Below are 16776 nucleotides of genomic sequence, written 5' to 3'. Positions count from 1 at the left end.
CCCATTTGTTTCAAACCATATAATCTAATCATTTGGAAAATACCGTTTTATAAAAATGATAGCTCTGTAAGATTTCATAATATAGATTGGTGTTACGAATGAGACATTAAAAATAAAATAGCCTCTTAAAACAGAGGCTATTTTTATTTATTTAATTTTAAAAAATTTAATAATTATCTTCTTCTCCCTTCATTTTTTCTGCATTCTCAGCCATGATTACAGCATCAATCATTTCAGAGATATCCCCATTCATGTAGGCATCCAGATTATACATCGATTTATTGATTCTATGATCTGTTACCCTACCTTGAGGATAATTATAGGTTTTAATTTTTGCTGAACGGTCTCCCGTAGATACCATTGTTTTTCTTTGTGCAGCGATATCTCCCTGAACTTCCTGAAGTTTGATGTCGTATAATTTTGCACGAAGCATCTCCATTGCTAATTCACGGTTAGCCAGCTGAGAACGTGCCTGTTGACATACCACCACAAGACCTGAAGGTTTGTGAGTCAACTGGACTTTTGTTTCAACCTTGTTTACGTTCTGCCCTCCAGCTCCTCCGGAACGTGAAGTCTGCATTTCAATATCTGCAGGATTAATCTCCACATCTACTTCTTCGGCTTCAGGTAATACGGCAATAGTAATGGCCGAAGTATGTACTCTTCCCTGGGATTCAGTTTCAGGTACACGTTGTACACGGTGAACTCCGGATTCAAACTTCATGATTCCGTACACTCCTTCACCTTCCACTTTCATGATCAATTCCTTATAGCCTTTTGCAGCTTCATTAGAATCTGTTACTTCATGTCTCCAACCTTTAGTTTTGAAATACATGGTATACATTCTGTAAATATCTTCCACAAAAATAGCTGCTTCATCACCCCCTGTTCCTGCACGTAATTCCACAATGATATTTTTATCATCTGCAGGATCCTTAGGAATCAGCAATACTTTCAATTCCTCTTCAAAAGCAGGAAGTTTTGCCTGAGCTTCTAATTTTTCTTCTTTAGCAAGATCTACCAGGTCTCTGTCTGAACCATCAGCAATAATTTCATCAGATTCTTCAATTGTATCTAATGCTGCTTTATATTGGTCGTACACTTTAACGATTTTTCCCAGATCGCTATATTCTTTGTTCAGAGAAGAATATCTTTTCTGATCAGAAATAACATCAGGCTGGATAATAAGGTCGGCAACCTCATTATATCGTTGTTTTATAGCTTCCAGTTTTGGAATTAATGACTTGGACATTATAGAAATTTTGTGGCTGCAAAGATATGAATTATTAATTCAATTTGAAACTCCTTTAGTTTCTGATTTATACAGTCTTTGGCCCCTGATACATATTAACTTCTTTAAAGTACTAATTTGCACGATCAACAAAGTAAAAAAAACTAAATAGCATACAATTGTACAAAAGAATCATTTAACATTCAAACTATTTAATGATGATCTTTTGTATCGCAATTCCCGACTCAGCCTTCAGATGAACAAGATAAGTTCCTGCAGGATAATCCATTTTAAACTCATAAGCTCCACTCTCATTTTTGAGCGCGAATGATTCCAGCTTTTTACCTGTCATATCATACAATGCAATTACTGCATTCTTAGCCTTATAATATTTTAGTTTTACTACTTTATTATGCACCGGATTCTCCATTACCTGAAGAGATAGTCTATGAGGTGCATTTTCATCCACAGTAGATAAATTGCCTGTATAATTCCCAAAAATCCTGAATTCTCCGGGTTGTAATACAATAGGAGCTGTAGTCGAGGTAATATTTGAAATAGTTTGGTCCATCAAGTTCTGCCATTGACCTGTATATGGAAAATAAGGAATAACATTCTTCGTTATTGTATTATAATTCGCCAGAACTACTACATTTTTCATCCCGTTATTAAGAAGATTGTCATAAACAAATATCCTGGTTATCAATCCATCCGGATCATTAGAAAGGTTATTGGATTCTACTGTATAGGTTTTTGATTTAAACACGGGATATGTATTTCGAATGGTAATAATTTGCGCCCATGTATCATAGACCGCTTTTCTGTTTGGGTTGTTATCGTAACCTAATGTAAAGGCAATTGGCTTTTCGTCGGTTCTGCAACCATTATTAATGGTTCCGTCGGCACATCGGTTAATACTGAATTCATAACCAAGTTCTCCAAATTGCCAGATCATTTTCGGTCCCGGTATGGTAAAGAAGGTCGCTCCAAAAGCTTTCATCCTTTCAAGGGCTGTATCAAGATTTTTCACACTATAAGCCCCGTTTATCGCGCCATATTCTAAATTTTTAAACATAAGTCTTTCTTCATCATGGCTTTCTCCATATCCTACAGCATTCATTTTGGTGAATCCGTGAAGCTGATGATTCATCCGGTCAAAATTGCTGTTTTCCTTATATCCCATTGTATTCTGGTTATAAGGCTCTGTTTGTTTATTCCAAAGCAGCACTCCTTTTCCTTCAGCAACTTTGTAATTGGCCCATTGCTGTTCTTCTGCATCTGTTCCTAAATGTTCAAAAATCATATATGAATTAGGGTCAATTGCCCACTGTTTATCCGCATAGTACTTTAAAATATCTACCCTGTCCTGTTGATAAGCATTCGTGCAGGTCTCATCATTTTCGGAACAATTTTGGGTAAATCCTTTGGTGAGATCCCAACGGAAACCATCAATTTTATATTCCGTCAACCATTGCTGCAAGGTCCGTTCAACATAATATCTCGTGGCTGAACTTGTATGATTGAAGTCATTGAAAACATTGTAAGAATGTTTGGGAACCTGATTAAAATAAGGATTATTAGTTGCTATATCCCCATATCCATCCCCGTCAGGATCAATATTCCATAATCTTACGAGTGGTGATCTTCCCGTAGCATGGTTAAATGCCACATCTAAAATCACAGCGATCCCGTTTTGATGGCACAGATCTACAAATTCTTTAAATTTCTCCGGTGTCCCATAGGCCTTATCTAATGCATAATGAAAAGAGGTATTGTATCCCCATGAAAGATTTCCTTCAAATTCCATAATAGGAAGAAGCTCAATCGCATTAATTTTTAAATTCTTCAAATAGGTAATCTTATTGATAAGAGATTGCCAGTTTTTTTCCTGTGTAAAATCTCTTAATAGCAACTCGTATACAATCAGATCTTCTTTATCTGGTCTCTGGAAATTGGTAACCTGCCAATTATAATTTGGCTGCCCTGTTTTAAACATAGAAACTTCAAAATTCTGTCCCGCAGGAAAGGGTGGCAAATTGGGATATGTGGATGCCGGAATCCATTGGTCGTCGTAAGAAGACAAAATCTGCGGAGAAAAAGGATCCGCTACTTTTTTCAGGTCATTCGTTCTGTATTGAAAAGTATAAAGCTGCTGCGGGGTAATCCCATCTAACTCAATCCAATATAAATCAGGGTTTGTAGTATCCCTTTTCATCAGGTAATTATCATTTACTGTCCAATTATTAAAACTTCCGATGACATGCACAAAGTTTTTATGGGGAGCATACAATGCTAAACCAACCTTTGTATTGTCGGTAGGATGATAATTAATACCTTGACGTATCCATGAAGGAATAGCCTGAGATATTACATTTCTTGGAATCTGTATTATGAATTTCGCATTTTTAGTCCCGGAATTATCTGTAGCAATGAGTTCCATATCAGCATCTGCAGATACCATATAGGTGTAAGAGTACGAAACAGAAGGACTAGATGTTGAATTTACAACAACTCCATTAGCTTTTAACTGAAAATTAGCGGCGACGTTTGTTGTTGCTGATATAGAAACAGAACCTCCTGAAGGTACAGATGTCAGGCTATTTGGCAGTGGATTTGTAAGCGTGAGATTTAATACTCCTACATTTACAAAAATATCCGGAGAAGTTTGATGGGTTCCCGCCTTGTCTTTTAATAGAAAACCAAATCTTCCGATTCCTGTTCTTCCAAAAAAAGTTGTTGGTGTAAAAGTCAGTGAATACGTATCTGTTGTTGCATTATAATTCAGTTTATTCTGATCATCAGAATTGTTCCAGTTCCCATTTGTAGGACAATTCTGACTATTCATATAGTTGGTATCCAGTGACCATGACCAAATATAAATCGCGTGGTTACTAACGTTCCAGGCCGATTCATCAATCTGATCACCAGGAACCGTCAGTGTGATCTGATCTGTTTCGTTAAACTGTCCGGGAGTAATGGTATAGTTGATTTGTCCGAACACAAAAAAATTGATCAACAGCAATATAAAAAAGTAAAATTTCTTCATAAGGGTCTTTTTTCTATTTATATACTAAAATAGTTTAATTTCTTAAAAGCAATTTATTTTAAACAAAATAATACACAAAAATTACTAATTAATCATTCACAATTTAAAATGACCGCTTCACGATTAATAATGCCCGGTTGAAATGAGTAACAATGGTAAGGCTTTACGAATCGTCCTACTTTTGAATCAGAAATAAAAATCACTCCAAAAAATCAAAAATCTAAAGCTATGTTACAAAGATTCAAAATTCAAAATGTAATGGAAAAGCTGATTCTAAATGCCGTTTTTCTCATTCTTATTACAACGGGCTCGCTCCACGCACAGCAAACATCCGCTCATCCTCAGGATCAGGAAAGTTCGCTCGGAGTTTTAAAGCAGATTGATGCAGGTGTACTCAATATAGGGTATACTGAAGCCGGACCAGCCAATGGAACTCCTGTTATTCTTCTTCACGGATGGCCTTATGATATCCACAGTTACAATGAAGTAGTTCCGATTTTGTCACAAAAAGGATACAGAGTAATTACTCCTTATCTGAGAGGATTTGGAACGACCCGTTTTATCTCTCCAAATACAATGAGAAATGCCCAGCAATCTGCAGTTGCCCTGGATATCATTGCCTTGATGGATGCCCTTAAGATAAACAAAGCAGTAGTTGGAGGGTTCGACTGGGGAGCCCGGACAGCAGACATTATGGCTGCGTTATGGCCGGAACGAGTAAAAGCTCTTGTTTCTGTAAGCGGATATTTAGTCACAAATTTAGAAGCTAATAAAAATCCATTAACTCCGGAAGCTGAATATGGCTGGTGGTACCAATATTATTTTTCTACCGACAGAGGTGAAAAAGGATATGCTAAAAATGCATATGAATTCAATAAACTGATCTGGAAATCTGCTTCACCAAAATGGAATTTTGACACGGCAACCTTTGATCAGACAGCCGAATCCTTTAAAAATCCCGATCATACGGCAATTGTTATTCATAACTATCGTTGGAGGTTATCCCTGGCCAAAGGAGAGCCCAAATATGACAATCTTGAAAAACGTTTGGACAAACGCCCCGTTATTAATGTACCCACCATTACTATAGCAAGTGATTTTGATGGTCCCGCTGCAGATGGAAAAGCTTATGCCAAACAATTTACCGGTAAATATGTACATAAAATCCTCAATGGAATAGGCCATAATGTTCCGCAGGAAGCTCCGAAAGCTTTTGCTGAAGCTATTATTGAAGCAGATTCTATGGCAAATTAAATCAATCAAAAATTTAACCTAAAACAAAACCCGCAATGTACAATATAGTATACACTGCGGGTTTATTTAACTAAAAAATGAACTATCTTTTAAAATGTCATATATTGAATATGAATAAGTTTTGAAAACAAAGGTCTTTACCGATTACCTTCTAAATAATCAATAGTAAAGTATTAGTTTTTAATGATTTTTTTTGAAAAAGTTTGCCCGCTCTTTAACTTTACCTGAACCATATAAACTCCTTTAGCAATTCCTTGCATATTAATCTTGTTATTGGAAAACGGAATTTTGACAATTTGCCCTACTGCATTCATTACCTGCACATTTTCTATTGCTGAATCCACATCAATGTTAACAATTCCATTCGTTGGATTTGGATATACACTTATTGTATTAAGTCTGATTTCGGAAGTACTTAGCGCAGATACATCCTTGACACATCTTACCGATTGTCCTTGGCCTCTTGGTCCGCCTGCATTTGGATTTCCAATAGTATTCCCGATATAAAAGTATTTGGCTCCGAAGGCTGACGGGGTGGAACTCCAGTAATAGCCTCTTTGCCCAACAAAAGTAAAGTCAGCTGTTGAAGCTCCTCTGTATCCTCCCGCAGACAATTTTAAAGTACTGCTGTATGCGGTTGCAGGATTATTGATTACTTCAGCACTTTGCAATGCAGCCCAATCTGCCTGGCTCGGCATTTTCCAATCCAGGCTTATTGCTTTACAAGGATCATATCCGTTTCCTGAGTTTACCGCATTCATATTGTTTGCTGACCAGTGATCTGTTAATGAATTGGCATTCCACCAGGATCCGGTTACAAAAGAAGTAATTCCGGTTAACCCATCTGGAGAATTCGGCGTAGGAATGCCTACTGTTTGAGAATTTCTTTTCTGATGTCCATCATCCCATCTCCCCCACTGAAATAAGTCTCCGTAAGAATCTTCATCTGTCATTGAGGTAGCTACCTGAATGCTTCCCAGATTCTGCTGAAGCCATATTTTCCCATCCTTACCTCTAACAGTAGAATAAGAAACCTGACTTCCGTTATAGGTAAAAGAAACACATCCTGTATCTCCGGGATTATTTCCCGGATCTGCATTGGTACAGGTTTGAGATGAACCGGCAATTGAAATTCTTTTTACGCGTGTTCCATCCTGAGAATAAGCCAAAACCAGATATTTGTTCAATGTATCGATCGCGAGATCATTAAATGTAGCTCCTCCATCGGAAATAAAATCCCCTCCAAAAGCACCCCATAACTGAGTTACATTGTCCAATTTGTAAACCGTATTTCTTAAATGATTATCATTTTCCCATCGACTAACCGCTACATAAGGTTCACCGGAAGGTGTTACTGCAATTGCGGTATACTGAACAGCTCCTGATGAAAAATAAGCATTTCCAACCTGAACCCAGGAAGTTCCGTTAAACTTCTTAACATTTACTTTCCTTCCATTCGCAGCATTGGAAACATAAGCAACATACAAATTATTATTGCTATCAATTGCAATATCTGAATAATACTGTTCTCCTGATGAAGAAGCATCAACAACACTTCCACCAACCAATGTCCAATTATCGGAAGCTGTTGCCCCCGTTGAATTTTGATATACATTAACTCCGTTCGCTACACTACAAGTATATACCTTATTATCTGATCCTATTACCATTTCAGCAAATGCTGCTCCATTAGAAAAACCACTATTTCCAACCTGTTCCCAGGATCCGTTTACATAACGTTTAACAGTTCCGGATTCATCGTTACTATATGTAAATAAAACATTGGAGGATGATACTGCCGAAGCATGATAATTTACTGAATTCGATGTAACATTGGGTAATTGTGCCCATGCAAGACCAGTATACTGACGTACTTCCAGACCGGAACCCGGGTAACCGATCTGATTGGTATAATAGGGATTTCCTGAACTGTCAAGTGTCAGCGAATTGTAAAGGGCTGATCCGTTTGTTATCCCTGCACTTCCGCCTACGTAAGACCAAACGGTTCCGTCAAATTTCTGAACCGAGCCTTTCCCAACAGACACATCATAATATGATAAATAATAGTTCCCTGAATGATCTATAGCCAGATTATTATTACTACTCCCTCCCGCAGAAACAATTGTGCTCAAACCTACATTTTCCCACTGCTGAGCATATAGGATACTTCCACCAATGAACAACCCTAGTCCCAGCACCAATTTTCGCATTGTAAAATATAAAATTTTCAACATAATGAATATTATTTTTAATTATTCTAAATTTAAATTTAACTTTGCGCAAAAGTACTCTACTCAGGTAATCTGAAGTTATCATTTTCAAACTTTTTGTTATCGGGTGTTTAACTAAATATCAATCGTACCATATCGTAAGGAGATTGCCACATGAAGGAACAATCTAAAAAAGGATTATTATTCAGATCCGCAGACTTTAAAATAATACAGGAAGAAGTTTGCCCCGAACAATCCTCGAAATCAATTATGACTGAGGGTCAAAATACCTTCAATCTTCTCTTTTTACTTAGTCAAGGCATCTATCTGGAGGCCCCGGATTGTAGAACAAGGTTTTTATTCAAAAAAAATCAATATATATTACATTATTCCTCCCAGGAAAATACCTCATTACTCTGGACAGAAAATCCCGAAAAACTAAAATATCTCCAAATTCAGGTTACTTATCAGTATATGGAAAAACTGATTCAACCTGAATCTGACCACGAAAGCGCAGATATCTTAAAAAAAATGGTGAATAATAATTATATATTTCTCCATAAGGAAACTCCACCACTTATGACAGTGGAAATGCATATGATCGTCAAGGAAATATTAAGCAATCCCAAAAAAGGAATTACGCAAAAATTACTGATCGAAGCTAAAATAATCAAACTCCTGATTTTAATGATTGAACAGTTTGTTGAAAAAAAAACAAATGAAATCTCTCCTAAAACCGCATCAGCCATTAAAAGATTTGTGGATGAAAACTTCCATAAAAATATCAGGGTAGAAGAAATCGGCAAGATTATAGGAATTAATCAGAATAGCATTCGAAAAGCCTTCAAGTCCCAGTATAATATGACCATAACAGATTATATCTCAGACCTCAGAATGCTTAAGGCAAAAAAAATGATCATCAACAAGGAGATCATGATCAAGGAAATATCTATAGAATGTGGATATGAATATGTACAAAACTTTACAAGGGCCTTCAAAAAGAAATTCGGACTTTCTCCGGAGAAATTGAGAAACCAGTAAATAAAAAAACCACCTAATCAGATTAAGTGGTTTTGTATATGTTGTTTTGCTTTGATATCACTTTCCCGGAATTAAGGCGGAAAAGCAATGACAATCAATTAATGATGTCCGTGACTATCGTGTAAGAAAGGACCGTTACCTTTAGGCTCGCTGAAGATTACCTCTACTCCTTCCTGCTCATATACTTTTTTTCTTCTGATATCTTCCGGATCGAAAGGCTTTACTTTACCGAAGTATTCCATCAAACCTTCGCTTAACCACATTGGGATTACTAATCCAAAAAACATAAAGATACACCAGAATCCTACCAGGAACATTGTTACAAAATAGATGGTCCAAAGGAACTGATAAAACGGCCAAAATGCTGATAACATCATTTTTCTTATAGATTTTAGGCAAAAATAGAACTTTTTTCCTTTTTAAACAAAAGATACAGGCTCTATTTTTATTATTTATTTTGATTTTAAACTAATTAATGCGCAAGATCTGCAAAGAAATCATTCCCTTTATCATCTGTAATGATAAACGCCGGGAAGTCTTTGATCTCTATTTTTCTTACTGCTTCCATTCCTAATTCCGGGAAATCAACTACATCTACCGAAAGAATATTCTCTTTGGCAAGGATAGCCGCAGGACCTCCGATAGAACCGAGATAGAAACCTCCGTACTTTTTACAAGCATCTGTTACATCCTTGCTGCGGTTTCCTTTGGCCAGCATAATCATGCTTCCTCCGTTTTCTTGGAATTCATCTACATATACATCCATTCTTCCGGCTGTTGTTGGGCCAAAACTTCCGGAAGGCATCCCTTCTGGGGTCTTTGCCGGTCCTGCATAATATATAGGATGATTTTTAAAATATTCAGGCATCGGTTTTCCACTGTCGATCAATTCTTTAATTTTCGCATGGGCAATATCTCTTGCCACAATTAAAGTTCCGTTTAGCTTTAATCGGGTTTTGATCGGATACTTCGAAAGCTCAGCCAGAATTTCCGGCATTGGCTTATTCAGATCGATCTCAACGGCCTCTTCCAGGTGGGGCGCTGTTTCAGGCAAAAATCTTTTAGGATTTTCTTCCAGTTGTTCAAGGAAGATACCCTCTTTGGTAATTTTACCTTTAATGTTTCTGTCTGCTGAACATGAAACTCCCATTCCTACAGGACAAGAAGCTGCGTGACGAGGAAGTCTGATCACCCTTACATCATGTGTTAGGTATTTTCCTCCAAACTGAGCCCCAATTGCACTTTCCTGACAAATCTTCTGAACTTTAGCTTCCCATTCAAGATCTCTGAATGCCTGTCCGCCTTCATTTCCGGAAGTAGGAAGATTATCGTAATATTTAGCTGAAGCTTTTTTCACTGCTGCCAGGTTAGCTTCCGCAGATGTTCCTCCAATGACCAAAGCAAGGTGGTAAGGTGGACATGCAGCGGTTCCAAGATCTGAAATTCTCTCCTTAATAAACTCTTCAAGAGATTTTTCATTAAGTAAAGATTTGGTCTTTTGATATAAGAAGGTCTTATTTGCTGAACCACCTCCTTTTGTTAAAAATAAAAACTCATAAGAGTTTCCCTTTTTGGTATATAAATCGATTTGAGCAGGTAAATTTGACCCCGAATTCTTCTCGTCAAACATATTCAAAGGAATGATTTGTGAATATCTCAGATTTCTCTTCTGATATGTATTATATATTCCTTTACTTAAATACTCCCCGTCATCTACTCCTGTATACACATTTTCTCCTTTTTTCCCCATTACAATAGCAGTTCCGGTATCCTGGCAGGAAGGAAGGGCTCCTTCTACGGCAACGGCAGCATTCTGTAATAAGTTGTACGCTACAAAACGATCGTTATCAGTAGCTTCAGGATCATCAATAATTCTTCTAAGGCTTTCAAGATGAGAAGAACGAAGCATAAAAGAAACATCAGCCATTGCCTCTTCAGCCAATAACTCCAATCCTTTAGGATCTACTGTTAAAATCTCTCTTTCTCCAAGTTGTTCTACTTTCACATAGTGTGATGTAAGCTTCTTGTAAACCGTATCATCTTTCTGAATCGGATACGGATCCTGATATCTAAATTCCATTCAATTTTTTCTTTATGCAAAAATAAAACATACTTAAAAAAACATGAGTAAAATCACCAATAACCTTTCATATTTATAACCATTATAAATTGTGAATTTTATAGTTTATCTTTAACTTTATAAAAATTTCAACCACAATGAATTACAGAATAGAAAAAGACACCATGGGTGAAGTGCAGGTACCTGCTGATAAATTCTGGGGAGCGCAGACCGAACGATCCAGAAACAATTTCAAGATCGGACCGGAAGGTTCAATGCCTCATGAAATTATTGAAGCTTTTGCTTATCTGAAAAAGGCAGCCGCTTATGCCAACACCGATCTGGGAGTTCTTCCTGCTGAAAAGAGAGATATGATCGCGAAGGTTTGTGATGAGATTCTGGAAGGAAAGCTCAATGATCAGTTTCCATTGGTTATCTGGCAAACAGGCTCCGGAACACAATCGAATATGAATATCAATGAAGTAGTATCAAATAGGGCTCATGTTAATAATGGCGGAACACTTGGTGATAAATCTGAAATTCACCCGAATGACGATGTGAACAAGTCTCAATCTTCCAATGACACCTATCCTACCGCAATGCATATTGCTGCCTATAAAAAAGTAGTTGAAGTAACCATTCCTGCGGTTGAAAAACTAAAAAATACGTTAGCCGAAAAAGCTAAAGCTTTTAAAGATGTCGTAAAAATCGGAAGAACCCATTTAATGGACGCTACTCCCCTTACTCTTGGACAGGAGTTCTCAGGCTATGTCGCTCAACTGGAATTCGGTCTCAGAGCATTACGAAATACTCTTCCGCATCTTTCTGAATTAGCTTTAGGAGGAACTGCAGTAGGAACAGGCCTTAACACGCCAAAGGGTTATGATGTAGCTGTAGCAGGATATATCGCAAAGTTTACCAATCATCCTTTTATAACTGCGGAAAACAAATTCGAGGCACTTGCGGCCCATGATGCCATCGTGGAATCCCATGGAGCCTTAAAACAATTGGCCGTATCACTATTTAAGATCGCCCAGGATGTAAGATTATTAGCTTCGGGACCGCGTTCCGGGATTGGGGAAATTCATATTCCTGAAAACGAACCGGGATCATCTATCATGCCCGGAAAGGTAAATCCTACCCAAAATGAAGCTTTAACTATGGTTTGTGCGCAGATTTTAGGAAATGACACTACCATCTCCTTCGCCGGGACCCAGGGAAATTACGAACTAAACGTTTTCAAGCCTGTTATGGCGTATAATTTTCTTCAGTCAGCTCAGTTAATTGCTGATGCATGCATTTCATTTAACGACCACTGCGCCGTTGGAATTGAACCTAATTATGAGAGAATTAAAGAGCTTGTTGATAAATCTTTAATGTTGGTAACTGCTTTAAATACCCATATTGGTTATGAAAATGCAGCTAAAATTGCAAAAACAGCCCATAAAAACGGAACAACATTAAAAGAAGAAGCCGTTAATCTAGGACTTTTAACCGCTGAACAATTTGATGAGTGGGTAAAACCGGAAGACATGGTCGGAAGTTTAAAGTAACAAACAGAAAGGCCTTGGAGAAATCTAAGGCTTTTGTTTTAAGCATTTAAGCACTGATCTTCTGATCATTTTTTCATAAATTAGTGATACATAAATATTTAAACTAATAACTATGAAAAATCTTGCAAAGCTTAACAGAGAAAATTTAAAGAAAATAGTGGGTGGACATACTTGTCCGAGTGGAACCCGTCACATCATTTACAACGGATATCATGGCTGCTGCTTATCCGCACCTTCAGGAAATCCATGTACTTCTGGAATGTGCTTTGTAGAAGCAGACATGTGTTCGGAAGAACCGCCAATGTAATTTCATAAACAAGGCCGGAAAATGATTTTCCGGCCTTTGTTCAATAGATTTATATAAATATATGTGTTTTCTTACCACCAAAGGGCTACTCCAAAAATCAGTGCTTTATCATTTTTAAAAGTATCATCTTTAAAGAAATTGCTGAAATCCTTCTTTACAAAAATACTGAAATCGTTATAGGAAAGTGTAACCTGACCACCATATACAAAAGGATTGACCTGGTAATTCGCACGGTCTCTCGAGTCGAATCCGTCTCCTTTGAAGATATTATTACTCGACATTTTTATCCCTCCATACACATTAGCTCCAACCTTGAATCCCTTATTATAGTCTCTGTACTGAATATCCATTCCTGCACTTTTAAGTTTTGAAAAATTATACTGCAAACCCAGAGGAATCATGATATAGCCCGTTCTCAACTTACTTTTATCTATACTTCCCTGATATTTCTGCAAATGGACATTAGAATTGGCATCTTTTGCAAAAATCATATTATCATCCAAACGCAGTGTTCTCCAGGAAAATCCAACACCGGAAATAAGACCCCATGGGCTGGTTCTGCTAAATTGATAGTTAAATTTAAAGCCGAATTCCAGATTATTGGAATATCCCATATGCTTATCGAGGTCATTATCGGACAAATTATTTGTAAGCGTCATTACTCCATAAGAGAAATAACCATCTAAACTTCTTGTCGGCCTGAACTTCTTCAAAAGCTTCACCCTTAGTTCTTCCTTGGAAGTAACATCAGTATTGAGAAGTGAATACCTCACCTGTTTCTGAATCACCATATCGAGGTCAAAACCCAAATCCCGTATCCTTTGGTCAATTTTTTCTGAAAAGCGATCTGCAATGTCTGCTTTCTGCTTATTAAACTCATTCTTTTCGAGTCCTTTGCTCTGAAGATCTAAAAGCTCAGCTTCCATAAGTTTTTTCTCCTCCTGAATAATTGTATTAATCTCTGTAGCATATTCTTCTACTTTTTCCTTGACCATAGGACTCACATCGGATTCTTCTTTTGAAGGAAGATTAAACGTAGGTTTTTTCTGTGCATATGCTGTGGCTGAAAAAAGGCACACGAATCCTATCAGGATAAATTTCTTGATCATAGTATTATTTTTTTATCGTTAAAATTATTATTTGCCGTTCAGATCGATAGTCGCAACATTACTTTTGCCTTTGGTCTTTTCAATGGCATCTTTATGTTCAACCGAAAAAAGCAATGTTGAGGGGTCAACATATCTTTTCCTGCCAGCCGGTACCTTTGCAGAATCCGTCTGTGCAATAATTTTGGCAGGAGGTGTTTCTATAATAACAGGTACTAACTCAGAAGTGTTTTCTTTAATGACCGGTAATTTTTTGTTATCTCTTGATACAACTGCCTCAGGGGCCCCTAAATTCTCAGATGGTTCAGTATTCTTTGTCTCATCCTTCTTTTTTACATCCTGTAGCACCATTGCCGGAGATTCTTTTACCACTTCTCTTATCACTTTCTTTGCACCGGAAGAGGTTTTTCCTTCCGTAATCTGAACTTCTGAAGGCTTTTGTTTATTGTAAAATACCAGAACTGAGCCTAAACTGAAAAGCAAAATAAGACACGCTGCAACCAATAACCAGTTAAGTTTTGATTTTGGACGATTATTCTGTGTGTGATTCTGAATTTCAGACCACAAATCTCTGGAAGGATTTATTTCTCTTTCTTCAATTTGTTTTCTGATCTGATTTTCAAAATTATTTTTAATAGTGTTCATTTTTTAGTGTTTTTTGTTGTTGAAAGTAAATCTTTCTTAATCTCTCTTTTGCTCTGAATAATTGCGTCTTGCTCATGGCTATGGAGATCTGTAGTGTATCGGCAATCTCCTGATGAGAGTATCCTTCCAAAACATAAAGGTTAAAAACCATTTTATATGCATCCGGCAACTGATCCAAGAGCTCCTGGGCATTAAAATCAAATACTAGCTCCTCTTCATTGCTTTCATCCATGAAAGGTTGGTTGATTTCATCGAGGTAAAAAACGGTTTTACGGCTTTTGATAAAGTTTAAACATTCATTAACAACAATCCTTCTTGCCCATCCCTCAAGGTTGCCATCTCCTCTGAAACTTTCAATATGTTGAAAAATCTTACAAAATGCTCTGATAAGGCAATCTTCTGCCTGATACAGATCACTGACGTAGCTTTTGCTTACACTCAGAAATTTTTTTACATTTTGATCATAAAAGAATTTCTGGGCAGCCGCATCCTGTTTTTTCAGGCGACTAAGCAAATCCTCTTTTTTATTTCCAAACAAAAGTTTCATTTAAGATTAGTTTCTACTTTAAAGACAACAGGATTTCAAAAAGGTTACACAAAAAAATATTTTTTTTATTTTAATCGATAAATATTATAACAGTTGATCCGTATTTTATCCCGAAAAGTCGTCCAGCATGTCTCGGGTCGGAGCAAAGAATAATGTCCCTGTTTTAGCGGTGCTAAAATCTAAAATCCTGTCATAATTCCCTGCCGGATCGCCAATAAACATGTTGGTAAGCATTTTTTTCACTGTTGTAAAGGTGCTTGCATATGCGATAAAATAAGTTCCGAATTCATTGGCTGATGGATTCCCAAATGGCATGTTATCTCTAACGATTTTTAATTCTTCACCATTTTCACCTTCAATATTGGCTAAAGCAATGTGGGAATTAGATGGTTTTACGGAATCAGACATCTCAATGTCATTTTCCTTTGACCTTCCGATCACTTTTTCCTGTTCGTCAGTCGAAAGTCCTTTCCATGCATCCATATTGTGAAGGTACTTCTGAACAAAAAGATAGCTTCCCCCTTTATAGGCTAAATCTTCGTCTCCTACTTTTGCAAAATAATCACGGTCTTCTCCGTGCGGATTTTCGGTTCCATCTACAAACCCTAAAATTGACCTGGCATCCCAATATTTAAATCCATGAATTTCCAATATACTTTCAGCAACGGAGCTTAATAATTTTGATATCTCAATGGCCATATCAAAGCAAATACTTTTATTATCTGCCCTTAAGTGAAAATGCAGGTCGCCGGGAGTAGCAACAGCAGTATGTTTTACCCCTTTTATTTCTTCGAAATTGGCTAATTCTTTAGGAAGTGGTGTTGGGAGATCCAGTTTTTTCCATGCTTCATATCCAATCGCCATAATACAGCTTGCTCTGCTATCCGGAAATCTGTTGAAAACAGAATTGTTAAGATTTAAAACCAAAGCGCATAGTTGCTGAAATATTTTTTTCAATTGGGGCCCCTCATGTAGCTTCCACACCATAAAAATAGTGTTACTGTTAGGATAATCAGTAACGTTCTGAGACTCTTGATTCATTTGTATTTTGTTTTTAAATTAAAATTATAGGGAAACCTGATCCGCAAAGTACTGCTCAAGATCACGCAGCGTCTCCGGATTAGTCTGAATGTCTTTAACCATCTTTCCTTTATTAACCACCACAATCCTGTTGCACACTTCGGTTGTATGCGATAAATCGTGACTGGATATCAAAAAAGTAACTCCTTCTTGCTTGGAGAGTTCTTTGATCAGATTTTTAAGCTTTATTTGGGTTGAAGGATCCAGGTTGGCAAATGGTTCATCCAAAATAATGATCTCCGGGCTTCCGATAATCGCTCCCACGATTCCCACTTTTTTCTGATTACCCTTTGACAGATCCCGGACATATTTACCGGAGTTAAGGATTTCTCCATTAAACAAATCATAAAACGGTTTTAAAAACTCATCTACAGAGGCTTTGTTTTGCCCGCGCAGTTCACCGATAAAATAGAAGTACTCTTCGGGTGTCAGATAGCCAATTAAAAACGTATCATCTACAAACGCAGAAACTTTACTTTTCCATGCTTCAGATTCGTTTACTTTGATACCATCAATGCTCACAAAGCCTGTTGTCGGCTGAATAAGATCCAGCATCAGACTGAAGAGTGTCGTTTTCCCTGCACCATTATTTCCAACCAGCCCAAAAGTTTCTCCCTGAGGGATTTCAAGGTTTTCAATGTTTAGAACAGTAGCTGTACCGTATGTTTTGGATAAATTATGTATTGTGATCATTCTG

The 16776-nt window shown here is 37.2% G+C and carries 14 protein-coding genes; 4 read left to right on the top strand and 10 right to left on the bottom strand.

Annotation, left to right across the window (positions count from 1 at the left end):
• Nucleotides 1-166: 166 nt before the first annotated feature.
• Together prfA and AAEU33_RS06000 are read right to left on the bottom strand one after the other, a co-directional pair.
• Nucleotides 167-1252, bottom strand: a complete 1086-nt coding sequence (prfA, locus tag AAEU33_RS06005; RefSeq protein WP_172281336.1) for a peptide chain release factor 1 — start codon at nt 1250-1252, stop codon at nt 167-169.
• Nucleotides 1253-1439: 187 nt separating this feature from the next.
• On the bottom strand, nt 1440-4277 hold the full coding sequence (locus AAEU33_RS06000) for an alpha-amylase family glycosyl hydrolase (RefSeq protein WP_345991408.1): 2838 nt from the start codon (nt 4275-4277) through the stop codon (nt 1440-1442).
• 228 nt (nt 4278-4505) lie between these two features.
• Here AAEU33_RS06000 and AAEU33_RS05995 point away from each other — a divergent pair, with 228 nt between their 5' ends.
• Nucleotides 4506-5531 (top strand): alpha/beta hydrolase, encoded by a 1026-nt coding sequence (locus AAEU33_RS05995; protein ID WP_228457007.1) that lies wholly within the window; start codon nt 4506-4508, stop codon nt 5529-5531.
• A gap of 173 nt (nt 5532-5704) precedes the next feature.
• Here AAEU33_RS05995 and AAEU33_RS05990 read toward each other — a convergent pair whose 3' ends face one another.
• Nucleotides 5705-7765: a T9SS type A sorting domain-containing protein gene (locus AAEU33_RS05990; RefSeq protein WP_345991406.1), complete on the bottom strand. Its 2061-nt coding sequence runs from the start codon at nt 7763-7765 to the stop codon at nt 5705-5707.
• A gap of 150 nt (nt 7766-7915) precedes the next feature.
• Here AAEU33_RS05990 and AAEU33_RS05985 point away from each other — a divergent pair, with 150 nt between their 5' ends.
• Nucleotides 7916-8782: an AraC family transcriptional regulator gene (locus AAEU33_RS05985; RefSeq protein WP_345991404.1), complete on the top strand. Its 867-nt coding sequence runs from the start codon at nt 7916-7918 to the stop codon at nt 8780-8782.
• A gap of 98 nt (nt 8783-8880) precedes the next feature.
• Here the strand turns inward: AAEU33_RS05985 and AAEU33_RS05980 are convergent, their stop codons facing one another.
• Both AAEU33_RS05980 and AAEU33_RS05975 read right to left on the bottom strand, forming a co-directional pair.
• Nucleotides 8881-9159, bottom strand: coding sequence for a hypothetical protein (locus AAEU33_RS05980; protein WP_172281344.1), 279 nt, complete (start codon nt 9157-9159; stop codon nt 8881-8883).
• Nucleotides 9160-9254: 95 nt separating this feature from the next.
• Nucleotides 9255-10862, bottom strand: a complete 1608-nt coding sequence (locus AAEU33_RS05975; protein ID WP_345991402.1) for a fumarate hydratase — start codon at nt 10860-10862, stop codon at nt 9255-9257.
• Between the two features lie 137 nt (nt 10863-10999).
• Here AAEU33_RS05975 and fumC point away from each other — a divergent pair, with 137 nt between their 5' ends.
• Together fumC and AAEU33_RS05965 are read left to right on the top strand one after the other, a co-directional pair.
• Nucleotides 11000-12394: a class II fumarate hydratase gene (fumC, locus tag AAEU33_RS05970; protein WP_345991400.1), complete on the top strand. Its 1395-nt coding sequence runs from the start codon at nt 11000-11002 to the stop codon at nt 12392-12394.
• Nucleotides 12395-12506: 112 nt separating this feature from the next.
• Nucleotides 12507-12701, top strand: coding sequence for a hypothetical protein (locus AAEU33_RS05965; protein ID WP_172281350.1), 195 nt, complete (start codon nt 12507-12509; stop codon nt 12699-12701).
• Between the two features lie 71 nt (nt 12702-12772).
• On the opposite strand, the gene AAEU33_RS05960 is transcribed toward AAEU33_RS05965, so the two are convergent.
• From AAEU33_RS05960 to AAEU33_RS05940, 5 genes are all read right to left on the bottom strand, one after another.
• A complete protein-coding gene (locus AAEU33_RS05960; RefSeq protein ID WP_345991398.1) occupies nt 12773-13810 on the bottom strand; it encodes an outer membrane beta-barrel protein in 1038 nt (345 codons plus the stop codon).
• 27 nt (nt 13811-13837) lie between these two features.
• The gene (locus AAEU33_RS05955) at nt 13838-14452 is read right to left on the bottom strand and encodes a hypothetical protein (RefSeq protein WP_345991396.1); all 615 of its coding nucleotides are present in this window, start codon (nt 14450-14452) and stop codon (nt 13838-13840) included.
• The gene (locus AAEU33_RS05950; protein ID WP_345991394.1) at nt 14439-14999 is read right to left on the bottom strand and encodes an RNA polymerase sigma factor; all 561 of its coding nucleotides are present in this window, start codon (nt 14997-14999) and stop codon (nt 14439-14441) included. The genes AAEU33_RS05955 and AAEU33_RS05950 overlap by 14 nt, the downstream gene beginning before the upstream one ends.
• Before the next feature lie 105 nt (nt 15000-15104).
• Nucleotides 15105-16040, bottom strand: a complete 936-nt coding sequence (locus AAEU33_RS05945) for a Dyp-type peroxidase (RefSeq protein WP_345991391.1) — start codon at nt 16038-16040, stop codon at nt 15105-15107.
• Between the two features lie 24 nt (nt 16041-16064).
• A complete protein-coding gene (locus tag AAEU33_RS05940) occupies nt 16065-16772 on the bottom strand; it encodes an ABC transporter ATP-binding protein (RefSeq protein ID WP_273650103.1) in 708 nt (235 codons plus the stop codon).
• Nucleotides 16773-16776: the final 4 nt, after the last annotated feature.

It is taken from the genome of Chryseobacterium sp. Chry.R1 (assembly GCF_039645525.1).
Lineage (GTDB): Bacteria > Bacteroidota > Bacteroidia > Flavobacteriales > Weeksellaceae > Chryseobacterium > Chryseobacterium proteolyticum.
The sequence above is the reverse complement of the archived record's forward strand: the minus strand, read 5'-3'. Positions and strand labels throughout refer to the sequence as shown.